Source organism: Parvibium lacunae, from assembly GCF_003335215.1.
GTDB lineage: Bacteria > Pseudomonadota > Gammaproteobacteria > Burkholderiales > Burkholderiaceae_D > Parvibium > Parvibium lacunae.
In genome coordinates, this window is sequence record NZ_QPGB01000001.1 from 187,316 (window position 1) to 209,817 (window position 22,502).

The 22,502-nt window shown below is 50.6% G+C and carries 24 protein-coding genes; 11 read left to right on the plus strand and 13 right to left on the minus strand.

The genetic code is table 11. The features are described 5' to 3' along the window. The first annotated feature begins 11 nt into the window (after nucleotides 1-11). The 3 genes from typA (at nucleotide 12) to dusA (ending at nucleotide 4,048) form a co-directional block, all read left to right on the plus strand. Nucleotides 12-1,832 (plus strand): translational GTPase TypA, encoded by a 1,821-nt coding sequence (typA, locus tag DU000_RS00860; protein ID WP_114401474.1) that lies wholly within the window; start codon nucleotides 12-14, stop codon nucleotides 1,830-1,832. A gap of 29 nt (nucleotides 1,833-1,861) precedes the next feature. Then, entirely contained in the window at nucleotides 1,862-2,785 is a 924-nt protein-coding gene (locus tag DU000_RS00865) for a DMT family transporter (protein WP_205073991.1), read from the plus strand. A 297-nt stretch (nucleotides 2,786-3,082) separates the two neighbouring features. Further along, the gene (gene dusA / locus DU000_RS00870) at nucleotides 3,083-4,048 is read left to right on the plus strand and encodes a tRNA dihydrouridine(20/20a) synthase DusA (protein ID WP_114401475.1); all 966 of its coding nucleotides are present in this window, start codon (nucleotides 3,083-3,085) and stop codon (nucleotides 4,046-4,048) included. Here the strand turns inward: dusA and DU000_RS00875 are convergent. The 4 genes from DU000_RS00875 to DU000_RS00890 form a co-directional block, all read right to left on the minus strand. After that, on the minus strand, nucleotides 4,038-4,553 hold the full coding sequence (locus DU000_RS00875; RefSeq protein WP_114401476.1) for a hypothetical protein: 516 nt from the start codon (nucleotides 4,551-4,553) through the stop codon (nucleotides 4,038-4,040). The two genes, dusA and DU000_RS00875, sit on opposite strands and share 11 nt — an antisense overlap. 7 nt (nucleotides 4,554-4,560) lie before the next feature. Then, nucleotides 4,561-5,031: a hypothetical protein gene (locus DU000_RS00880; RefSeq protein ID WP_114401477.1), complete on the minus strand. Its 471-nt coding sequence runs from the start codon at nucleotides 5,029-5,031 to the stop codon at nucleotides 4,561-4,563. Then, nucleotides 5,028-5,687 (minus strand): acyl-homoserine-lactone synthase, encoded by a 660-nt coding sequence (locus DU000_RS00885; protein ID WP_114401478.1) that lies wholly within the window; start codon nucleotides 5,685-5,687, stop codon nucleotides 5,028-5,030. The genes DU000_RS00880 and DU000_RS00885 overlap by 4 nt, the downstream gene beginning before the upstream one ends. A 76-nt stretch (nucleotides 5,688-5,763) precedes the next feature. Then, nucleotides 5,764-6,561, minus strand: a complete 798-nt coding sequence (locus tag DU000_RS00890) for a LuxR family transcriptional regulator (protein WP_114401479.1) — start codon at nucleotides 6,559-6,561, stop codon at nucleotides 5,764-5,766. A 260-nt stretch (nucleotides 6,562-6,821) separates the two neighbouring features. On the opposite strand from DU000_RS00890, the gene DU000_RS00895 reads away from it, so the two are divergent. Further along, nucleotides 6,822-7,499, plus strand: coding sequence for a hypothetical protein (locus DU000_RS00895; protein ID WP_114401480.1), 678 nt, complete (start codon nucleotides 6,822-6,824; stop codon nucleotides 7,497-7,499). Between the two features lie 41 nt (nucleotides 7,500-7,540). Here the strand turns inward: DU000_RS00895 and DU000_RS00900 are convergent, their stop codons facing one another. The 3 genes from DU000_RS00900 to wrbA are packed head-to-tail and all read right to left on the minus strand — an operon-like array spanning nucleotide 7,541 to nucleotide 10,019. After that, on the minus strand, nucleotides 7,541-8,971 hold the full coding sequence (locus DU000_RS00900; protein ID WP_114401481.1) for an FAD-binding oxidoreductase: 1,431 nt from the start codon (nucleotides 8,969-8,971) through the stop codon (nucleotides 7,541-7,543). A gap of 3 nt (nucleotides 8,972-8,974) precedes the next feature. Beyond that, entirely contained in the window at nucleotides 8,975-9,403 is a 429-nt protein-coding gene (locus DU000_RS00905) for a DUF2069 domain-containing protein (protein ID WP_114401482.1), read from the minus strand. A 10-nt stretch (nucleotides 9,404-9,413) separates the two neighbouring features. Further along, nucleotides 9,414-10,019, minus strand: coding sequence for an NAD(P)H:quinone oxidoreductase (wrbA, locus tag DU000_RS00910; RefSeq protein ID WP_114401483.1), 606 nt, complete (start codon nucleotides 10,017-10,019; stop codon nucleotides 9,414-9,416). Nucleotides 10,020-10,072: 53 nt separating this feature from the next. Between wrbA and DU000_RS00915 the strand changes: the two genes are divergently transcribed. The 4 genes from DU000_RS00915 (at nucleotide 10,073) to DU000_RS00930 (ending at nucleotide 14,893) form a co-directional block, all read left to right on the plus strand. Beyond that, on the plus strand, nucleotides 10,073-11,314 hold the full coding sequence (locus DU000_RS00915) for a YihY family inner membrane protein (RefSeq protein ID WP_114401484.1): 1,242 nt from the start codon (nucleotides 10,073-10,075) through the stop codon (nucleotides 11,312-11,314). A 108-nt stretch (nucleotides 11,315-11,422) separates the two neighbouring features. Next, nucleotides 11,423-11,869, plus strand: a complete 447-nt coding sequence (locus tag DU000_RS00920; RefSeq protein ID WP_114401485.1) for a CBS domain-containing protein — start codon at nucleotides 11,423-11,425, stop codon at nucleotides 11,867-11,869. A 57-nt stretch (nucleotides 11,870-11,926) separates the two neighbouring features. After that, complete coding sequence (locus tag DU000_RS00925) at nucleotides 11,927-13,894, plus strand: DUF2235 domain-containing protein (RefSeq protein WP_158529596.1); 1,968 nt, start codon at nucleotides 11,927-11,929, stop codon at nucleotides 13,892-13,894. Between the two features lie 21 nt (nucleotides 13,895-13,915). Continuing rightward, a complete protein-coding gene (locus tag DU000_RS00930) occupies nucleotides 13,916-14,893 on the plus strand; it encodes an NAD(P)H-quinone oxidoreductase (RefSeq protein WP_114402041.1) in 978 nt (325 codons plus the stop codon). A 20-nt stretch (nucleotides 14,894-14,913) separates the two neighbouring features. Here the strand turns inward: DU000_RS00930 and DU000_RS00935 are convergent, their stop codons facing one another. Continuing rightward, nucleotides 14,914-15,615: a TetR/AcrR family transcriptional regulator gene (locus tag DU000_RS00935; RefSeq protein ID WP_114401487.1), complete on the minus strand. Its 702-nt coding sequence runs from the start codon at nucleotides 15,613-15,615 to the stop codon at nucleotides 14,914-14,916. A gap of 206 nt (nucleotides 15,616-15,821) precedes the next feature. Here DU000_RS00935 and DU000_RS00940 point away from each other — a divergent pair, with 206 nt between their 5' ends. Together DU000_RS00940 and DU000_RS00945 are read left to right on the plus strand one after the other, a co-directional pair. After that, a complete protein-coding gene (locus tag DU000_RS00940; protein ID WP_114401488.1) occupies nucleotides 15,822-17,549 on the plus strand; it encodes a hypothetical protein in 1,728 nt (575 codons plus the stop codon). A gap of 136 nt (nucleotides 17,550-17,685) precedes the next feature. After that, complete coding sequence (locus tag DU000_RS00945; protein WP_114401489.1) at nucleotides 17,686-19,332, plus strand: AMP-binding protein; 1,647 nt, start codon at nucleotides 17,686-17,688, stop codon at nucleotides 19,330-19,332. Nucleotides 19,333-19,335: 3 nt separating this feature from the next. Here the strand turns inward: DU000_RS00945 and DU000_RS00950 are convergent, their stop codons facing one another. The 4 genes from DU000_RS00950 to DU000_RS00965 all read right to left on the minus strand — a co-directional run bounded on the left by DU000_RS00950 (nucleotide 19,336) and on the right by DU000_RS00965 (nucleotide 21,446). Beyond that, nucleotides 19,336-19,866, minus strand: coding sequence for an RDD family protein (locus DU000_RS00950; protein ID WP_114401490.1), 531 nt, complete (start codon nucleotides 19,864-19,866; stop codon nucleotides 19,336-19,338). Nucleotides 19,867-19,878: 12 nt separating this feature from the next. Beyond that, complete coding sequence (locus DU000_RS00955) at nucleotides 19,879-20,376, minus strand: DUF3106 domain-containing protein (protein ID WP_158529597.1); 498 nt, start codon at nucleotides 20,374-20,376, stop codon at nucleotides 19,879-19,881. A 102-nt stretch (nucleotides 20,377-20,478) separates the two neighbouring features. Then, a complete protein-coding gene (locus tag DU000_RS00960) occupies nucleotides 20,479-20,886 on the minus strand; it encodes a DUF3619 family protein (protein WP_114401492.1) in 408 nt (135 codons plus the stop codon). Next, entirely contained in the window at nucleotides 20,883-21,446 is a 564-nt protein-coding gene (locus DU000_RS00965; RefSeq protein WP_114401493.1) for an RNA polymerase sigma factor, read from the minus strand. The genes DU000_RS00960 and DU000_RS00965 overlap by 4 nt, the downstream gene beginning before the upstream one ends. A 230-nt stretch (nucleotides 21,447-21,676) precedes the next feature. Here DU000_RS00965 and rpsT point away from each other — a divergent pair, with 230 nt between their 5' ends. Beyond that, entirely contained in the window at nucleotides 21,677-21,943 is a 267-nt protein-coding gene (gene rpsT, locus DU000_RS00970; RefSeq protein ID WP_114401494.1) for a 30S ribosomal protein S20, read from the plus strand. A 63-nt stretch (nucleotides 21,944-22,006) separates the two neighbouring features. On the opposite strand, the gene DU000_RS00975 is transcribed toward rpsT, so the two are convergent. Then, the gene (locus tag DU000_RS00975; protein ID WP_114401495.1) at nucleotides 22,007-22,312 is read right to left on the minus strand and encodes a DUF3579 domain-containing protein; all 306 of its coding nucleotides are present in this window, start codon (nucleotides 22,310-22,312) and stop codon (nucleotides 22,007-22,009) included. Between the last annotated feature and the right edge of the window lie 190 nt (nucleotides 22,313-22,502).

A 22,502-nucleotide genomic window follows, 5' to 3' on the forward strand; every position in this document is an offset into this window, starting at 1 on the left:
TTGGAATGAGTATGAGTCGCGCTTTACGTAACATCGCCATTATTGCCCACGTGGACCACGGTAAAACCACCTTGGTGGATCAGTTACTCCGTCAGTCGGGGACCTTCCGCGATAACCAGCAAGTGGCTGAGCGGGTGATGGATAGTAACGATCTGGAAAAAGAACGTGGTATTACGATTCTTTCCAAAAACTGTGCGGTGGAATACGAAGGCACCCACATCAACATCGTTGATACCCCCGGCCACGCGGACTTTGGTGGTGAAGTGGAACGTGTATTGTCGATGGTCGATGGTGTATTGCTGCTGGTGGATGCGGTAGAAGGTCCCATGCCACAAACCCGTTTTGTGACGAAAAAAGCGCTGGCGCTTGGTTTAAAACCAATTGTGGTGGTGAATAAAATTGACCGTCCGAGCGCACGTCCTGATTACGTGATTAATGCGACTTTCGATTTGTTCGACAAACTCGGTGCTACCGATGAACAGTTAGATTTTCCGATTGTGTACGCGTCCGGTTTAAGTGGTTTTGCTGGTTTAGAAGACACCGTGCGTGAAGGCACGATGGCCCCGCTGTTTGAGACCATTATCAAACATGTGCCAGTACGTGAAGATCGCAGCGATGAGCCTTTGCAGTTCCAAATTTCATCCCTGGACTACAACAGCTACGTTGGCAAAATCGGCGTGGGCCGGATTACCAGTGGCCGCATTCGTGCGGGCCAACAAGTGGTGGTGAAGTTCGGCCCCGAAGGCGAGCAGACCAACGGCAAAATCAACCAAGTCTTGAAATTCCGTGGCTTAGAGCGCGTACAGGTTGAAGAAGCGCAAGCCGGCGATATCGTTTTGATTAACGGGATTGAGGAACTGGGCATTGGCTGTACCGTCTGCGATCCGAGCAATGTGAATGCCTTACCTTTGCTGAAAATCGACGAACCCACCTTAACCATGAACTTCATGGTGAATACCTCGCCGTTGGCGGGTCGTGAAGGTAAGTTTGTGACCAGTCGCCAGATTCGTGATCGTTTAGATCGTGAATTGAAAGCGAACGTGGCACTGCGGGTAAAAGATACCGACGATGATACGATTTTTGAAGTATCTGGCCGCGGCGAATTGCACTTAACCATTTTGGTTGAAAATATGCGCCGTGAAGGCTACGAGCTGGCGGTATCTCGCCCCCGCGTGGTATTTAAAGAAGAAAATGGTGTGAAATTAGAGCCGTATGAATTGGCAACCCTGGATGTGCAGGAAGAGAACCAAGGCGCGGTGATGGAAGAAATGGGCCGTCGCAAAGGTGATCTGCAAGATATGCAGCCCGATGGTAAAGGCCGTGTGCGTCTGGAATACCGTATTCCTGCGCGTGGCTTGATTGGCTTCCATACTGACTTTATGTCGATGACCCGGGGTACGGGTTTGATCTCGCACATTTTTGACGAATACGCGCCTGTACGTGAAGGCGGCGTGGGTGAGCGTCGCAATGGGGTATTGATTTCCCAAGATGATGGCGAAGCCGTGGCCTACGCTTTATGGAAATTGCAGGATCGTGGCCGCATGTTTGTGAGCCACGGTGATCCCGTCTATGAAGGCATGATTATCGGTATTCATAGCCGTGATAACGACTTGGTGGTGAACCCGATTAAAGGTAAGCAGCTCACCAACGTGCGTGCTTCCGGTACCGACGAAGCGGTGCGCCTTGTGCCGCCGATTCCCGTCAACCTGGAATATGCAGTGGAGTTTATTGCCGATGATGAATTGGTGGAAGTCACACCCAAGAGCATTCGCTTGCGTAAGCGTCACCTCAAAGAGCATGACCGCAAACGTGCAGCGCGTGAAGAAGCTTAATTTGAGCGACTTCGTTATCACCCTGACTGATGTCTGACGCCAGACGATTTCAAGCGCTCTTTGCCATGCTACTCTGCACGCTGTTGTGGAGTATGGCAGGGGTGGTAACCCGCCACCTTGAGGCGGCTCAGGGGGTTGAAGTTAACGTTTGGCGCAGTGGCACGAATGCCTTATGTGTGTTTTTAATCTTGGTGTGGTCAGCTTGGCGCAGAAACGGTGCCGAATCTGCGCGGCCTATCTCTTTTGGGCAGCTAATCTGGGGAAGTAGCCTGTTGTGGGCGGCTATGTTTACCTCGTTCATGCTAGCGCTGACACAAACTACCGTCAGTAATGTCCTGATCATGAGTAGTCTATCGCCGTTAATTACGGCACTCTTGGCGCGTCTCTTTCTCAAGCAGCGCCTCAGCAATATCACGCTCTTAGCGATTGTGATTGCGATAGCGGGGATGTGTTGGATGTTTATCGATGGCGTTGAAAGAGCCCATTCCTTGCATAATGCCAATCCCCTTTTGGGTGTTTTGCTAGCCTCGGTGGTCCCGTTGGCGGCGGCAACAAATTTTGTTCTATTAAACTATGGTCATCGCACTGTCGCTGCACCCAATATGGTGCCTGCCATTGGGTTAGGCGGGCTGTTGTCAGCCCTCTTTACCTTGCCTTTTGCATGGCCGTTACAGGCTAGTTTGCATGACATTTTTTGGTTGAGCTTTTTAGGTGTTTTTCAGTTAGCGATTCCCTGCATGCTTTTAGTGTGGGCGGCGCACATTCTCACCCCTGCAGAGGTTGCCTTAATGGCATTGTTGGAAGTGATTTTTGGTGTGCTGTGGGCTTGGCTATGGGCTGGGGAAACCCCCGCTGATGCGACGATCTATGGGGGTGGGGTGGTATTAATGGCGTTGGTTCTTAATGCGTTATTAGGGCGTGAAAAAACGCCCACGCGAACTGGCAATCTTTAGTTCATGACGGGTGAGTTACGCACCACCTGAAGGGCTTAGGCTTATGTGGCTTAATGCTTGGCTGCGCTACCATATTTAGCCGCAATAATACCGGTAACAGTACCAACTACGACCACGCCAACGAGAATGAAGCCAAGTAAGTGCTGGGTAATGATTTCCATGAATGTCTCCAAGTGTCTTCACCGAGGATAGAATGCCGAAATAATCCCGTAAATCGGCAAATCCTAGTTAAAGCGGCTAAAAGTGATTGAATTGCTGCGATGCAATTTTAATCTAACGCCATGTTAAATCTCGATAATGACCTTACAACCTATACGTAAATTTTGCATTGCGCCAATGCTCGATTGGACTGATCGACATTGCCGCTATTTTCATCGAAAACTGACTCGCCATGCTCTGCTATACAGTGAAATGGTAACAACCGGTGCTTTGTTATATGGGGATATTGCACGGCATTTGGACTTTGACCAGGCTGAGCAGCCAGTGGCATTACAGCTAGGTGGCAGTGAGCCGGCTGAGCTCGCGCATGCGGCAAAACTGGGTCAGCAATGGGGATATGCGGAGATCAACTTAAATTGCGGTTGCCCAAGTGAGCGGGTCCAGCGCGGGGCGTTTGGGGCCTGTTTGATGGCTGAGCCCCAGTTGGTTGCTGATTGTGTGAAAGCCATGCAAGATGCGGTAGATATTCCGGTTACGGTGAAACATCGAATCGGTATTGATCAGCGTGAGGATTATGATTTTGTAGCAGAGTTTGTAGGTCGCATCGCAGAAACAGGGTGTCGTACCTTTATTGTGCATGCGCGTAATGCTGTGTTGAAAGGGTTAAGCCCGAAAGAAAACCGCGAAATTCCCCCATTGAAATACGAGTATGTCTATCGACTCAAACGCGAGTTTCCGCATCTAGAGATCATATTGAATGGCGGCATTCGGGAATATTCGATGATCGACGAACATCTGCTGCAGGTAGATGGCGTCATGATTGGTCGGCAGGCCTATCATGAGCCCTACTGGTTGGCAGAGATAGATAGGCGCTATTTTGGTGTTGACGAGATGCCCTCTCGTGAAAGCGTTCTGGCGCAAATGCAAACTTACCTGACTGACCAAGGGCTGGAAGGTTTGGCGATGCGCCAAGTTATTCGCCATATGCTGGGACTCTTCAATGGCCTGCCAGGGGCCAGGCGCTGGCGACAACGAATGAGCGACATTGAACAGTTACGTTATGCCTCCCCAAGCTGCCTACTGTCTGACATGCCTATCGCTTGATGCCTGCTGATACGCCAACTGCCGACGTTTCCTGTGATAGAGGAATGTTGAGTACCGTAGAAAGATATTTTTCACAAATACGAACTACGGCTTCGCGCGAAACCCGTTTGGCGTCATGAATGGGCTGCGTTGCTGCCCATACGAGACTTATTGCAAGCGGTAGATTGAAAATTGGCACCTCAACCAAGTATTGTTGGAGTGAGTTTGGCCCAACAACGGTATAACGACCCAGGCCACGTCCAATATGCTTGATCGCAACGGAGGCAGAGAGATCGCTTGTTTCTGCTTGCGGACTCCATTCTTTGAGACAATTCAGCAACTGGTCGCTCGTTAATAAACCTCGTTCTTTACGCTGTACTCGAACCAGTTCCGACTGTTCAATATCCAAGATATGAATCGAGAAGCAGTGTGGTTGTTCTGCCAGAATTTGTTCCATTTGTTGTTGGCAGATAGTCACAAAGGTATGGTTCAACCTCAACCACTGTGTCGTTTGTTGCGGTTCCATCAAACGCCTATCCCTCAAATATGATGCGTATTCCGCGAATGCTTTCATCGTTGGCAGAGTCATGTTGCTGATCCTGTTGGCTCAATATTGGAAGCGGTGCCAGCCAGCCCTGCTCCGGTTGTTCAATGATCCACTTTCCTTGCGGATTTTGATTCAGTAGATAATTTTGCCAGTCAATTCGTTGACTGGAGATAGGATTATCAGCTGGCCGTTGCCGTGGCTGACGGTTAACAAACAAAGTCGGAATCGCAAGACGGCGGCATTGTCTTATAAACTCACCCAGCAAAGGATCAGTGCCTGCATCACAGGCCTGATCATCAATAATGACCATGTTCGGGGCAGTTTGTTTATTGTTTGCGACTGCCCTGATTGCGGTTCGTGCCCGTCTGACATAGTGAATTTGGTGTGAGGGTTCCCCTAGTAGCCCCGTCAAGGCCCGTTGGGTGCGGGTTGACGAAACCAATGCCAGCAATTTCATGCTGCTTCCCGTGAAGGTCGAGTTGGTTCAAAAAAAGGTTTTACGGGTTGTCGTTTCTCCATTTCATCGAGAATAGTGAGTGTTTGATCGCCAAAAGCAGCAAGGCGCAGTTGCTGATTGACAGGAATAGCGAAGGCAACCGTTTTTTCAATGCCCACTTGCATAGGCGGGCCAAAACGGATACATGGCACCCCGAGTTTGACCAACATTTTTTCGAAAGCGGCGCTAGTGACAGCCAGGTACTGCTCTAGTCCCATGTCGTCAGCGAGCTGAACAATCGCTTGAATGAGTCGAATCGGCATTGTTGTAAAGCCATGGCGGCCAACGGTTTGTTTGCTCACCGCAAAGCGGCTTAGCTCCCAAATTTTAGGGCCGCTGGGCATTTGATGGCCGTGCAAAAGCTGAGGAAAGACATCTTGCAGCATGGTCGGTCCATCAGAGGGCAGTAGCCGGGCACAGGCAGCGAGCTGCTTATCGGTATTTCTCAGGGTGATATAGATGGGGTTGCAGTCGTCGAAATAGTCTTTTTCCTGATCCCCAATGACGGGAACTTCCCAACCCAGCCGTTCTTTGAACACCTGATAGCGTAGACGAAAAAGCTCTTGCTCTGATTGTGGCGTAAAGACTTCTTGGCGGCGCCCGATCACAACTTGCATGATTCATCTCCACATGTTGACATGTGGCAATGAAAACTTTTTTTGCTAAGGTTGCCTAGCTGTCAGTTCTGACAGGCTAAATTAGGCCGAGTGCAGTGGCTCGCGCAATCGCCTGTTTGCGGTTAGCAACGCCTAATTTGCGAACAACATTGTTGAGGTGAAAAATAGCTGTTCGCTCGCTGATACCGAGGATTGTGCCAATTTCCCACGCGGTTTTTCCACCCGCTGCCCATTTTAGGCACTCATATTCACGCGGACTGAAAACAGGTTCTTGCAGCAGCCAGCTTTCTTTTTGTAGCACCAGGCGATGTATCGCTTCATGTAAATAGGTGCCCAATAAGCTGGTATCGCCCAATGCATGCATGATCAGGGGTTTGCTGTGGTGGTATTCGTAACTGCTGGCTAAACTAAGCAGAGCGCGTTCATTGCTGCGTGAGCTGATCGGGATGGTCACACCCGAACTCAAGCCAAATGTGGCGGCTTCCTCAAAGAATTGGGCGCCGGTATGTTCTATCGCGTCAGGGTCCCATAGCATGGGGACGATCCTGCGTTTGCGAATACAGTGAACGAAGACAGGGTCAATCCGCTTAAAATTTTCAGCCTGATAGCGCTGCATCCATTCTTTGGGATAGCCACTGAAAATAAACTCAAAGGGGCGTTCGGGGTCAATCTGGACCTGGACACCATATAGAAAGGCTTCAAATCCCAGTGCATTGACGATGCGCTTGGTGCGGCCGTGCAAATCCGTCAGGTCTGGGCTTTCAGCCAACCCAATAATATCTTGTACTACCTGTAAGTGCTGCTGCAGCGCCTCTGCTGCGGGAGTCTGCGCTGGCATGCCAACAGGTAAAAGATTGTCCAAAGACTTCGGCATACCTGAACTTTACAGAAATCTGCTTGCAGTTCATTATTTCATACAATGCTCAAGTTGTGGTAAGTAATGTGGCTCGCTTTTTCAGCCTATTTCTACTCAAGCTGGCTTCGTTTAGGCCGTTATACTGCCTGCAATATCATGATCTTAGGCTATTTGCCTAAATTTTAACAAGTCGTCGCTCTGCAATGACTCAATGACGTGATACAAAGTTGTATTCACTATCAGCGTGTGTCTGACTTGACTGAGGCTTCGGGGGCAATATGTCCAAAATTACAGCGATTATTGGAAACAAGGGTGGGACAGGTAAAACCACGGTGTCGCACATGGTTTGCCATGGCCTCGGTTTATTAAATAAATTCTCGGTCAGCTTGCTCACAGACATCCACCGTGACAAAGTCTCAAAACTTGGTCGTAACTATCTGCCTTTTGATGCACGCACCGAAGATGGCTTAGAAGCAGCCATCAAAAAACTTCGCCTTGCCTCTGATACCTGGTTTGGCGTGATTGATGGGGGGGGAAATCGGCCGGAAATGGATCAACGCTTGGCCGAGGTGTCCGACGTGGTGCTGTTGCCATTTCGGGACTCTCACGAAGACATTCGAACCGTCATTCGCGATTTAGAGCGCTTTCCGAATGCCTTCGCCCTGCCATCCCAATGGCCTACCAATCCCTGGGAACTCAAAGCGGCGAATCAGATGGTGCATGACTTAATGAAAGACCACCACGACCGAATCCTGGAGCCGGTTTTTCGCTTAAGTGCCGCAAAATTGCTACTACAGGAAGAGATTCCCACGCATTTACCCGCTCAGCTAAACACGGCCTGCCGCCAGCTTGCTTTGCAGATTATGATGCTATTGGATATGGGGCTAGACAATAGCAACTGGAAGCCATTAGAAATTAAACTGACCCCTCCAAGTAAGCAGAAAAAAGCCAGCTAAGCCGTCATTTTCGGCATGTTTGCATGGGCGCTGTTTAATTTTTAAAGCACTTTGCCTGGGTTCATTAAATTCAGCGGGTCGAGCCCTTGCTTGATGGCCTGTTGCAAAGTAAGTTCAATACTACTTTTATAGCGCTTGATTTCCTCCCGCTTGAGCTGACCTAGCCCATGCTCAGCACTAATCGATCCTTGATGCTCATCAACCAAATCGTATACCAGCCGATTAATCGTAGCTTGAGCCGCCAACAACATTGATTCATCCATGGTGGGCGATGGGCTGACGTTGTAATGTAGATTCCCGTCGCCTAAATGGCCAAAAATGACCAAGCCGATCTCAGGGTAGTCTGCCTGTAGCGCTGCATTGCAACGATCTACGAATGGAGCGAGCTGTGAAATGGGCAGCGCGATATCGTGTTTGATATTTTTCCCTATCTTCGCTTGTGCTTCCGAAATATTTTCTCGGAGCGCCCAAAATTGCTGACGTTGTATCTCTGACGTGGCAACGGCACTGTCTAATCCCCAGCCGTTTTCCAGCGCGGGTAGCAGAGTATGCTCGAGTAACTGTTGTGCATGTGCGGCGCTTTCTGGGCTGCTCACCTCCAGTAACACATATCCCTGGATGGCGGGGGTCTCTGGCAAGGGGGAGCGGCAATTGGGAAATTGCTGCCTGACAAGTTGTAAGCAATGCGCTGAGAAAAACTCAAATGTGGTTAGGGTGGAAGCGCACTGTCTCTGGGTGTGATGGAGCAACGTCACCGCGGCTTCAAGATCAGGCACGCCAACAAGGGCTGTGCCGTAGGCGCGGGGTTGCGGGAAAAGCTGTAACACTGCGGCGGTAATAATTCCGAGTGTGCCTTCTGCGCCAATGAATAGATTGCGTAAATCATAGCCCGTGTTGTCTTTGCGCAAGCCTTTCAAACTTGACCAAATCTCACCTTGAGGGGTAACTACTTCCAGTCCCAAGCACAGGCTGCGGGCGTTGCCATAGCGTAATACCGCAGTTCCGCCAGCATTGGTAGACAAATTGCCACCAATCGTGCAGGTTCCTTCGGCGGCCAGAGAGAGGGGAAAGAGTAATCCTGCTTCAGCCGCCGCATGCTGTACCGCTTGTAAGGTGCAGCCAGCTTCTGCGAGGAGTGTTAGGTTCTGTGGATCCAAGCCCCGAATATTCCTCAGGCGCTGCAGACTGAGAATAATTTGCTGACCGCTACCATCTGGGGTTGCTCCACCACACAAACTCGTATTACCGCCCTGCGGCACGATGGCAACTTGAGCTTGGGCGCAGGTGCGAACAACCGCCGCGACTTCGTCGGTATTTCCCGGACGAACAACCGCCAGCGCTTTGCCATGATAGCGGCCTCGCCAATCGCGGCAGTATCCTGCCATGTCGCTTGCCGCAGTGAGCAAATTACTGGTGCCCACAATCTGTGCGAGGCTTTCTTTCAAGGTTGTTGCGGCAGCCGGGTTAAGCATGTTTCAAGTCTGACGGGTCTTTGCTGATCGTGCTTGGAGAGCTTTCGCGTAGCGTTTATACGGGCGGGCAAATGCGAGAGCGCTGATAAACAACAGGGTCGATAAGGCCAGTTCAACACAAGCCCAATAGACAGAAGCCCCTCGGTCACTGGTGCTGCGCACAATCGCTTCGCATTGGTAAAGTAAACTGAGCATAGAAACCCATTGAAAGGTATACACTCGCATTTTGAGTAAACCGGGCAGCGCAAATAGGAGTGGCAGAACTTTCAGTGCAAGCCAGGAACCGCCTGGCCGGATTGGCGCTCCCCAAATTTCCCAGACTACCCCCAGAAAAATCAGGCCGATGCAACTAACCAGGGCCAAGCGTTGCCACCCTCGTGCTGGTTGTGGCGGGGTAGTGCTGGGCGCAGAAATGGGGGAGAGAGTTGACATGGCTGACGGTTTACGCAGAGATCTCTCCGGCCAGACGCAAGGCGGTCTGTGCCAGACGTTTGCCCATGGCAATGGCTAGGCGGCTTTCTTCTGCTGTAATGTCTTGACTGCCATCGGGTTTAGCATGGTGCGATACGCCATAGGGGGTTCCACCACTCTGGGTGGTCATGAGATCAGGTTCTGAGTAGGGCAAGCCCACCATTAAAACACCGTGATGCAAAAGGGGCAGCATCATTGACAATAGCGTTGCTTCTTGACCGCCGTGCAGACTACCGGTGGAAGTAAATACACAGGCGGGCTTACCGCTCAGTGCGCCGGATAACCATTGTGGGGTGGTGTTATCCAAAAAATATTTTAAGGGCGCAGCCATGTTGCCAAATCGAGTGGGACTCCCCAGCGCGATACCGACGCACTCGACCAAGTCTTGGGGCTCAGCGTAGGGCGGACCATGATCAGGAATATCAGGAGCGGTAGCTTCGCAAATGGTTGAAACAGGTGCTACAGTACGAAGTCGCGCTTGTGCTCCTGGCACAGCATCAATGCCTTGCGCAATCAGACGTGCCAATTTGGCTGTCGCACCATGGCGGGAATAATAGAGAACTAAAATATCTTTCATGTCATTATTATAGAGTGACTCCTTGATGAAATGGCGCGACTCGGAAATGACCTATGACAACGAAAAAGCTTAACCTAAAGCGTATCCGTGAGATTTTATGGATTGCGCTGTTGCGTGCTCGCGAGGAACGGGTGACTCAAGTCGCCGGAAGCCTTACCTTTACCTCGGTGTTATCCCTGGTGCCGATGCTGACGATTGCGCTGGCGTTATTTACGGCGTTTCCTCTTTTTCGGGATGCCCGTGATGCTTTCCAGCAGCAATGGCTGGCAGATGTCCTGCCACCCCAGATTAGTGCGCAGGTGTTGGGTTATATCAATCTATTTGCCGCTAAAGCTAAGGGTTTAACGGCTGTGGGCCTGATTTTTCTGATCGTAACGGCGATCAGTATGATGCTGACCTTAGACAAAGTGCTCAATGAGATTTGGCACGTGAAGCGCCGGCGACCATTAGGTCAGCGGGTACTGGTTTACTGGGCAGCGATTACGCTCGGCCCTGTTTTATTGGGGGCGAGCTTGAGTGCAACCTCTTATTTACGCTCAGCCATGGGCCTTGATATTCCCGGTCTGAGCCGTTTTTTACTTGAAGCGCTACCGATTGTCGTGATGGGGTTGGCTTTTGCAGCATTGTATGTGGTCGTGCCAAATCGGCTTGTGCTGTGGCCGCATGCATTGATCGGTGGGGCATTTGCAGCGATTACCTTTGAACTGATGAAGACGGGGTTTGCTTGGTATATCAGCCGTTTTCCTACTTATACAGCGGTATACGGTGCTTTTGCTGCCTTGCCGATTTTTTTCTTGTGGATTTATCTCTCGTGGTTGGTTACGCTATTTGGTGCGGCGCTTACCGCTGCACTGCCGTCACTGCGCTATGAAAAGGCCAAGAAGTTAAAACATCCCGGTGAGCGTTTTATCAATGCTTTATTGATTTTGCGTGAACTCTATCAAGCACGACAGAGCCTGCCGCAGCCAGGCTTGCGGCGCGAGCAGTTGATTGCCCGGCTACGGATCAGTGCAGATAGTTGCGACCAATTACTGGATCATTTGGATGAGCTTGGCTTGGTGGCACGTCTCGACGCATCGGGTCGCACAGAACGCTGGGCCTTGATTTGCGACCCAGCCGAAACCCGCTTGCACTATCTCTATGAAAAGATGGCCTTTGAGCGACATTACTTTGCCACTCAGCTAAACCAATATTTTCCTGCGCTAGAGGGGTGGCTGCAGCAGTTGGTTTCTGAACCCGCTTTGCAAGTTGATCTGGCGAGTTTATTTGAGTCGCCAGAGATCGCCCCCAATTGAGCTACAAATGACCCTTTTCATTTCGCAGGGGATCAGGTAGATTCAAGTCAGTAGCAACTGTCTGTAACACTGGCAGCCGCCAACATAACCAGTCGAGAGGAGAGGATCATGCAAGTTCGCGATATTTTGCGCATCAAAGGCAACACCCTGTTCACCGTGGGGCCAGATACCCCTTTGCTTGACGCCGTCGATATTATGGCTGGACAAGATATAGGCTCGCTGGTGGTGATGGATAAGGGGACGTTGGCAGGTATGGTGACCTTCAAAGAGATTTTCACCGACTTGCACAATAATAAGGGGCAGTTATCGGCTGCCACAGTCGCTGCCGTGATGGATCGTTCGCCGCTCGTGGCGGAAGTGGGTTGGGAAGTGGAAGAACTCCGGCGTCGCATGTTGGAGCGGCATGCCCGCTACTTACCGGTTATGGATGGAACCATGCTGATGGGCGTCATTTCATTTCATGATGTTGCAAAAGCGGTGATGGAAATGCAAGCCTTTGAAAACAAAATGTTAAAGAGCTACATCCGTGACTGGCCAGCAGACAGTGCGCACTAGCCATGAAACTGCTTATTAAGGGGCAATGTGGCCCGGTGTGTGATGAGGGTAGAACCCATGCAGCTTAAGCGCTTGTTTGTATGTTGTGATGGCACGTGGAATCAACAAAATCAGCGAGAGTTTGGCTTATTGGCCCCAACCAACGTCGTGAAATTTGCGAATGCGATTCAGCGTGGTGTCGTAACTGGGCCCGAGCAGGAAGCCATTGAGCAGTTGGTGTATTACCACCCCGGTGTCGGTGCTGGGGGTGGACTTCTTGATAGCGTTCTAGGCGGGGCATTTGGTATTGGGCTGCGGCGTAATATCAAAAGTGCTTATAAATGGCTGTGTGATCAGTATTCGCAGGGCGATGAGATTTACATTCTGGGATTTTCCCGTGGGGCTTACACTGCCCGCAGTCTGGTTGGGATGATTGCGCATGGCGGACTGATGCCAGGTGCCAGTTGGGACGAAGTTGAAACCGTTTTCAAGCACTATCAGCAGAGACGCCAGCGAACGGCGGGTGTGGCGACTTCCGCCAAGCAGCGCTTTGCTGAATTCTGTCAACAATGGCAGGGACAGCAGGGTGCTTGTCAGCAGCCCATTCGGGCTAGCATCCGCTTTGTTGGTGTGTGGGATACCGTGGGAACCCTCGGGATCCCGCAGGCAGGCAATCTCGCCCGTTTTATTGAATGGCTAAACCCACGCTGGAGTTACCGTTTTTACGACGTTGGATTGAGCCAGCTGGTACAAACAGCCCGTCACGCGCTCGCGATTGATGAACAACGCCAACCTTTTACCGCAACACTCTGGGAGCTTCCCCCCAATGAAGCCGGGCGTGATGTCATACAGGCCTGGTTTCCTGGCTGTCATGCGGATGTGGGCGGTGGTTTTGCCGCGTGTGAATTGGCTGACCTAACACTGGAGTGGATGCTGCAAGAAGCCGCGCAGTGCGGTGCCGTTCTGAGTCAGTCTATGTTAATCCAGGCTCAGCATGGTGATTTCCAGGGGCCGATGCATGACCCGATGACCCTCGTTTACAATTTCATGGGAGCCAGGCCGCGCCCAACGCCGCCTTTGATTTCGCCAGATGCGTTAATGCGACCGGCCAAGTATGGTCAGATCATCCATCCACGGGCACTGGCGCGTGTGAAATCTCCCCCGTTAAATGATGCGCCCTATCGCGACAGTTACTATCCAAAGGCGGGTGATCAATATCAGTTTGAGATCTATGCCCGCCAATACTGGAATGCGCCTGGCATTTATGTAGAAGCAGGTGAAACATATCGTATTACTGCTCAGGGGCTTTGGCAGAAAGGCAGTGTAACCGTCGACCCTGCAGGGCGAGTACCGCAGTCAATGAAGAGCACAAAGCGGGCCTGGTGGTTAAAGGCCAAGACGGCGTGCTGGCGCCTGTGCCGCTGGCCGTTTAGTTGGGTGCGGCGTGCGCCAACGGCACCATGGCTGAGCTTAATGGCGACTGTTTGCGCATATCCAGAAAGCAGCACAACCAATAGCAGTAATGACATCTTGCCTTATCCCACCTACCGGGTTGGCGCTGGTGGCTTGTTACAACCTGCACAATCAGGTTATCTCTATTTCTGGGCCAATGATGCAACGGGTTTTTACGGTAACCATCGCGGTGGAGTTGCCGTAACTCTTGAGAAACTAGGCACCCCTGTCGCCGCGATACCGGTTTGCCCACGCCTTAACGGCGCGGAGCCAGGTTTTTGGACCTTGGTTTGGCGATGGGCCATATCCACGCTATTGATGGCTGCTGGGAGCTGGCTCGCTGTTGAAATTTTACTGCTGGGCATTCAAATCGGTCAGAGTTATGCAGGGTTATCAAACATTATCTCTGCTTTGAGGACGGTTAGCCTACCCAGCGGGGTACATCAGCTAGTCCAAGTTTATCGAGAGCACCCGCTTTTGTCTTGGTGGGGGGCATGGGCTGCCGGTATAAGTCTTTATTCCTATCTCTTTACTCGCGCTGACACGCGTGTTCATGCCGTGCCTGTACGCGTTATTGCGTCAACATTGGAGTAAGTCATGGTGGTACCTGATGCTATGCGCGCGGTTACGTATGACCCTGCTGGAAACGCCGCTGACATGGGAGTTGAATCGGTACCTTGTCCTGTACCACAGGCCGGCGAGGTGTTAATCAAGGTTCATGCGGCGGGGTTAAATCGGCCGGATATTTTGCAGCGTAAAGGAAAATACCCTCCGCCCCCAGGAGCCTCACCAATCTTAGGACTAGAGGTCGCTGGAGAAATTGTCGCGGGGGATTTGACTCATTGTCCCTTTCATTTAGGGCAAGCGGTCTGCGCCTTGGTCGCCGGCGGTGGCTATGCGGAATACTGTGTCGCCCCGCTGGCCTGCTGTTTGCCGTTACCGGCTGGATTGAGCTGGGTACAGGGGGCGGCGTTGCCAGAAGTGTTCTTCACTGTGTGGAGCAACGTGTGGTTGCGTGCAGCGTTACAGCCCCAGGAGTTGTTGCTCGTTCACGGTGGGGGTAGCGGGATTGGGGTTGCTGCCATCCAGTTGGCGCGGCTATTCGGTCATTCAGTCTATTGCACCGTGGGTAGCGCTGAAAAAAAAGCCCGATGTGAAGCGCTGGGCGCAGTAGCAGTGAATTACCGCGAACAGGATTTCGTTGAATTTGTGTTAAAACAAACCCAAGGCCGAGGGGTGAATGTTATTTTAGATATGGTGGCGGGCAGCTATGTAACGCGCAACTTGGCTTGTCTTGCAGAGGAGGGACGCCTTGCCATCATTGCGCTGCAGGGCGGTAAGCAGGCGGAAGTCGATATGGCGCCTGTCTTATTAAGGCGCTTATCGATTACAGGCTCCACGCTGCGCAGTCGTCCCGTCAGCTATAAAGCCCAAATTGCGCAAGCGCTGTTAGAGAAAGTTTGGCCTTATTTTGGGAGTGGCCAACTGACACCCATCATTGATACAGTGGCACCCCTAGAGGGGGTAGGCCAAATGCATCAGCGGATGGAGTCAAATCAACATTTTGGTAAATTGGTACTGCAAGTTACGTAATCAGGTTCTGGATATTGTGCTCAAAGCTCCCGATTACTCACGGCGGATTCTGAGTGAGTGCCCGTGCTGCCGGTTTCGGTAAATTGATCTTGCCATTGATGGACTAACAGCGCTAAGTGCTGCGCGGCAGCGGGGGCTAAATAAGGCTGTAATAAGCTGAGTACCTGGTAGATACCTTGGCGCATCGATTCCTTCTGTTTCTGCTGAATCGAGCGTGGTTCAAGTGCATAGTGAAACGAAGACCAATACGTTGCGATGAGTGCGAGATTGGTGGCGACAATCTGTAAGTCATTATCGCTGATCTCCATTTGCCCTGCTTTGCGTAAGCCTTTGCATAAGCGTGCTGCGATTTCGATCTTTCGTTGCAAGATATCTTTAATTTGAACTTCCAGCATGCGGTTACGGTACAGCAGGTCGTTCATGTCACGATAGATAAAGCGGTATTCCCAACTCAGTTTAAAAAAAGCCGCAAGACTTTGCCAAGCATCATCCAGATCAGCTTTGCGTTCTTCAGGAATAGCGATAATTTGCGTGAGTGATTTTGCAAAAACCTCGAATAAGCAATTCACAATGTCATCTTTATTGCGAAAATGGTAATACAGATTCCCTGGACTGATTTTGAGGTCTTCGGCAATCATTGAGGTTGTTACATTGGGCTCGCCGAATTCGTTAAACAGTTGCAAAGAGAGCGTCAGTATTTTTTCGCGGGTTTGTTTTGACATAGTCTGAGGCGTTTTATCCAAATAATGAGAAGGTTTTTAACGGTGTGACACAAACAGTCTGCCGGCTCGGCTGATACGGGCAAGACAATCCATTTATAATGCGACAGATAAATTTAATTGCCAAGCAGTCTATGGCACAAATGGGTCTTCAAACGACAATCAACTCGGTGAGGCAGAGCATGGCGCAGTATGGGTATCGAGGAATAATGCGATTAGTCTGGCTGGTGCTATTACTGCTGGGATTAGCTGCTTGTGGTGGTGGCGGTGATGATGGCGATCCTGTGTCCGTTGGTACCACGACCACAGCGGCAACCTTAACCGCGACCGCGGTATTACCCGGTACCACGACTGCGTCGAACACCCTTTCGCTCAGCCAATCGCTGCAGTTACGCGCCGTTTTACGCGACGCCGGTGGTAAACCCATACCGAATTATCTGGTGGCATTTCGTGTTGCTGATACCTCACTGGCTGTGCCCGTTCCGGCCGATTCGGCCGACCCAAGCTTGGGTAAAGCCTTAACGGATAGTAATGGCATCGCGCTGATTACCTTGCAGGCGGCCAGTGCCACGGCACAAGGCGCAACCACTGTGACCGTGAGTACAACCTACCAAGGCTTGCCTGTTGCTGCGGTGACAGTCGGGGTCAGTGTCAGTTTGACGAGTGTGACGTTAAGTTTTACGGGTGCCGGCCTCGGCGATGACTTGGCAGCCTATGCAACGCGCAATTTTGGGTTGCAAATCAGTGGTGTTGCCGCAGGGGTAACGCTGCCTGTCACAGTGACTTCGCAATGTACTGCCCTGGCAACGCCACGCGCGAAATTCAGTGCAACCAATCCGACACAAAGCGATATCACCGGTCCTGCTGGTATTCAAGTCCTGGTCAATGCAACCAGTGGTGGTACCGTCACGTTCACCGATAATGGCTGTGGTGATTTTACGGAAACCTTAACCGCTCGGGCAGGGAGTAATTCCGCCACCCAATCATTTAATGTGAAGCGTGCGGTGGCTACGGGGATTGCTTTTGTTTCTCTGGGAACAAAAGACTTAACCGTAACGGGGCCTTTGGGCGATGGCATGGTAAGCACCACGACAGCGACATTCTCTGTATTTGACAGCAGTTTGCGTCCGGTGGCGGGACAAACTGTTTACGTCGAGGTCGTGCCGAGTACGCTTGGCATCACCTTAAACGGCACTGATCCCAGCACCACGACAGGGCCGAATGCCGGCACTATCCCTGTTGTTACCGATGTGAATGGTCGCATTGCGCTGGCGGTAGCAACGGGTAGTCGCACCGGAACCGCACGAATTCGCGCGACGCTGCGCAGCGGCAGCACAGTATTAACGGAAACCAGTTCAGAGAACTTCGTCATTAGTGGTAGCCTGCCTTCACAGGAAGGTTTTAGCATTCGTGGCAGTGTTAGTTCTGTGTCAGTGAGTGGGACGACTGGGGTCAATGTTACGGTGTCACTGCGCGATCGTTTGGGCAATTTTGTGCGCGATAACACCGTTGTTAATTTTGTGACTAATCCTGCACTGGGCGGCGTGCCGAGCAATTGCAAAACCAAAGACGGCCAATGTACCATTACCTTTACAACCGCTGGCAGTGTGGGTTCAGTGGGCGGAACGATCGTATTAGCCATGGCGAATGGCATCGAACCGTTTGTCGATAGTAATGGCAATAATGTTTACGATACAGGTGAGCCTTTTGCCGATTTGGGTGATGTTTATCTCGACCTGAATTTAAATAGTGTAGCGGATGCGGGTGAGCAGCGTTTCATTTTCTCTGCCGGTAATCGCGCTTGCAGTAATACTGTCCCCGCTGCAACCTGGACGCCTCCAGCAGAAATTAATATGCCTAATGCCGCATCCACATGCGACGGGGCATGGGGTAAAAACTTTGTGCGTGCTGCGCTACGAATCACGTTAACGCCTTAGGAACTGATAGCCAAAATCAAGGTCTCAGTATTATGCTATGTAGAGTAATTCGCTGCGTAGCAATAATAATTTGTAGTACTGGGGGGTGCGAATACATCAAGTTGGCATCCAAAACATCAGTCGCTGAGGAGACATCATGGACGCTATATGGTTGCAGTCTTATCCCGCTAAAGTGCCAGCAAACATCAATCCCGACGAATTTACCTCAATCATTGATTTATTAACCCAGAGTTGCTCCCGCCATGCGACCCGGCCCGCGTTCACCAACATGGGCGTGTCATTGTCATATGCTGAGCTTGACCAGCAATCGACCGCATTTGCAGCCTATTTACAAACACTGGGATTGGCTCGGGGTGACCGTGTCGCGATCATGATGCCGAACTGTTTGCAGTACCCGATTGCGCTGTTCGGGGTGTTGCGAGCTGGCTTTGTGGTGGTTAACGTGAACCCGCTCTACACTGCACGGGAACTCCAGCATCAGCTCCAGGATTCTGGCGCCAAGGCGATCGTGATTATTGAGAACTTTGCCCATACCTTGGCTGAAGTGATTCATCAGACGTCGGTGCAGCAGGTGGTTACCACTGAATTGGGGGATGCCTTTCCCTGGCTCAAGCGAACCATCGTGAATGCTGTAGTGCGTCACGTTAAAAAAATGGTCAAGCCCTTCCATCTGCCTCAGGCGCGTCCTTGGCGAGAGGTGATGAATTTAGGCAGGCAAGCCAGTATCCAGCCGATTACCTTGCAGGCCAGTGATCTAGCCTTTCTTCAATACACGGGCGGCACCACTGGCGTGGCGAAGGGAGCGATGCTGACTCATCGTAATATCCTCGCAAACACGGCTCAGGCAGGCGCTTGGATGGGTACAGATTTAGGTGAGGGTGAAAATGTGATTACGGCCTTGCCGCTTTATCATATTTTCTCTTTAACGGTAAATTGCCTGCTCTTTGTCAAGATGGGGGGAAACAATATCTTAGTGACAAATCCGCGAGATTTCCCGACATTCATTAAGTTATTGCAGCAGACGCGGTTTAGCGTCATTACTGGGGTGAATACCTTGTTTAATGCCCTGTTAAATGCACCGGGCTTTGATCGCATCGATTTCTCAGCATTAAAAGTCTGCGTGGGGGGTGGGATGGCGGTTCAGCGTGCGGTAGCACAGCGCTGGTATGAAAAAACCGGGAATCATATTTCCGAAGGGTATGGCTTAACCGAGACCTCGCCAATTGTTTGCTGCAATATTCTTAATCAACCCTACAATGGCTCAATCGGCTATCCTTTACCTTCCACAGAGATCAGTATTCGCAATGATGCATTTGAGGAAATGGCTATTGGCGAAGAGGGTGAGCTGTGTGTTCGCGGCCCGCAAGTGATGGCGGGCTATTGGCAAAGACCTGATGAAACAGCAGGCATTTTAACGGAGGCAGGCTGGCTCAAAACCGGTGATATTGCCTTGGTTGAAGCTGATGGTAAGGTACGTATTACCGATCGGAAGAAAGACATGATTCTAGTTTCTGGGTTTAATGTCTATCCCAATGAAATTGAAGGCGTTGTGGCAAGTCACCCCGGTGTACTGGAATGTGCGGCAGTTGGGATAAAAGATGAACAATCTGGGGAGGCGGTGAAGCTGGTGGTCGTGCTCAAAGACAAAGGACTGACAACAGAGGCACTCCAGGCCTATTGCAAAGAAAACTTGACTGGCTATAAACGTCCTAAAGTCATTGAGTTTCGTAACGAGTTACCGAAGACCCCAGTAGGAAAAGTATTACGCCGCGAATTGAGATAAGGCTCAATCCGATCTTGGGTCACTCAAAATAACTTGGGTTCGAGCAAGGCGGTCATGTAAAAACTGCCTTGCTGGATCGAGTTTTGCTGTCAGGCTCCACAAAATTATGCTTGGCACAACGCTAATTAAAATACTGACAGCGGCCTCTCTGCCCAGCACCAGTCCGATGAGACAACTCGGTAAAAACCAAGCATAGGAAAATACATAGCGCAGAACGGCGTGTTTGAGAGAGAGCATTCCCCCGCGCTGGTTACACAATTTTAATTGCCACGTTTTCATCGCTAGGGTCTGACCGCTGCGTGTCCAGCAATAGACAAAATAGACCCCGAATACCAAGAAAATATACAGTGAGAAAAAGGGTTGGCGGTGACTATGGGCAATATCACGATCATTTGTGATTGCCAAAAATAAGAATGCTGCAGCGAAATATAATCCAAACAGCAGTAGTCCTTCATAAACCATGCACTTCAGTCGGCGGATCACCGTCACTGGCTCAGGTTGTGAAGGTTGATCAGTGACAATCTTGTCAGGCATGATTTCGCTGTGTTAGCGTGAGCCAGCGGCAAGGGGTTTACTGGCGATCACAGGTCTATGGCTGCCCGCATTGATTTGGGCGTGTAGACCAGGTGCCAGCCGCTGTAGGCGGACAGGGGCGCTGGATGCGCTCTGCAATCGAATTTTTTCTTCATCCGCCAGTTGCTGATAGTTTTGCCACTTTTCTTGTTTTTTGTCAGCAGGTAATTTGCGCGCTGCAGAAAAAGATTCCCGCACAGCTTGACGCTGTTCCGGGGTTAATCTCGCCCATTCACGCATCCGGTCCTGCAGCCTTTGTTGCTCTAGTGGGCTCATCTTGGGGTAGCGATTCGCGATTTCAAGCCATTTTAATTTGCGCGCATTCACCATTTTCGGCCAGTCTTCGCGCAAGGGTGCCAGGACGGATTGTTGTGCTGGCGTTAGATTTTTCCACTCAGGAGCTAGTGGCGCACTTAGTAAATGTGGTCCTGCAGGGGGGGGGGCAGGGGGCGAATTTTTTAGTGAGCTCACTGTTGGCGCGATTTCAGGCTGTGTCTCAGCATGCCCAGAACAGCATAGTAAAACAGTGGCAGAGAATAAACAGCACCGGAAATGGTCAATCATGAATTCAGCTTAATCTGCTTTTAAGAAGAAACTAAAAGCATTGTCTGCATAGGCCTCGGGGGGTAAGTCATCGGTAAGTAATGCGCTATCTACTTCAGCCATTTCCTGGGCCAAAATGAAATCTTCATAGGCATCCAGCGCAACCAAGCCCACCACCAAGGTCAGAATTGCAAAACCCGTTCCCAGTTGCGGGACCAGCTGTTTTGTTATTCGTTGCCATGTGTTCACAGGCATGGCGAGTGTATTGCCTAGCTTTACGGAAGAAAGGACAGATTCGGTGGCTGTTTTTTGGCGCAGGAGTGCCTGTTGGCGTATTTGCCGTAATTTGGCCTGAATGGCCGGCTCCAGGCTATTTTCACCTTCAATCAGCTTCGCACGTACTTTGTAAGCGAATTCAGTATGGTTTATGACAGTCATAATTTCACTCCTCGGGCCGCCAAGGTTTTTGCTAGAGCATGTGTCGCACGGGAACAATGAGTTTTTACGCTGCCTTCTGAGCAACCCATTGCTGCCGCTGTTTCTGCTACATCCATTTCTTCCCAATAACGCATAATGAAGGCTTCTCGTTGACGTGGGGGAAGTTTTTTCAGTTCTTGTTCAATGATTGAGAGTGTCTGCTGCCTTGAAAGTTCTGCAGGCGGACTCTGTTCGGCAGCATTTTCTGCAGCTATATTCTCCAGAGGGTCAATGCCTTCTTCGTATTCAGCCTGGGTTTGTAAGCTAGAAAATAAGGTTGTCCAGAGATTGCGAACCTTTTGTCGCCGGAAGAAATCATTAATCGTATTATGTAAAATCCGTTGAAAGAGCGGTGCCAGCTCGGGCACAGGGCGATCGCCATAACTTTCGGCAAGCTTAATCATGCTGTCTTGTACGATATCCAATGCATGTTCTTCTTGGCGAACGGCATATAGGGCAGTTTTGTAGGCGCGCCTCTCTATTTCTTCAAGAAATTGTCCTAGTTCCTGCGAAGTTGCCATGCGATAAAGTCGGTCGGCTTTGCCAAAAGCAGCATGCTAGCAAAAATCTCAATAGTCCGGAAACAATATTGCTTAGTCTTTGCCGCATGCATCGATATTTCGTCACCTGCAGCCAAACGAGGCTTGTGTTTTTTTGCTAGAGCAGTTATATTAGCGAATTACAGATTTCTGCGTTTACTCTCCCTGATTAGGGGTAGACGCTTTACTTAAACCTATTAGGATCAGGATTCATGGCAAATACCGCCCAAGCACGTAAACGTGCCCGTCAAGCAGTTGCACAAAATGCACACAATTCCGCTCTCCGCTCTGCTTATCGTACCGCCGTCAAAGGTGTAAGAAAAGCAGTGGCAGCAGGCGACAAAGCCGCCGCCCTCGTCTCGTTTGCGGCCGCAACCAGTGTTATCGATCGTATCGCGGACAAGAAAATTGTGCACAAAAACAAAGCGGCACGTCACAAAAGCCGTTTGAACAGTGCGATTAAGGCTATGGCTGCGTAAGCCGCTGGAGAGAATAAAAAAAGCCAGCTAAGCTGGCTTTTTTTATTTGAGCATTCAAGCGCATCATTTATCTGGCATCACGCAGGCATCGACGACTTGTAAGTCATTGTCTTTTGCAAAATTCAACACAAATTTCATCGCCATTGGTTCTAGGTCCTGTAGACGAGGATCAACGACAACGCATTTGATATTCCCCACCATAATTGGCCGGCAGTATGGTGAGTATTGTAAGTGGGCGTGGGGTCCGGCAGCATCCGGACGAAAGCAAGACATAACACCGCACAGCCTCTCGGCCCAGTCACTGGGTCGGAACGAGCGCCCAGTGCTGGTCATGCCTTGGATAAATATTGCTTGATTATGTAGCGCCATTGCTTAATTTACCCGCACTATCTACAAAATTGAGTATGTATTATATCTTATATAAGAGTTGTGTCGGTGCCATGTTTCCTACTAGAACATAATGGCATAACGGCAAAAAGAAGATGGCATAAAGTCAATTATTGAGGTTGCCTAAGGGGACGGCATTTTAGTGCGCAAAAGCATTGTGATGATCAATCGA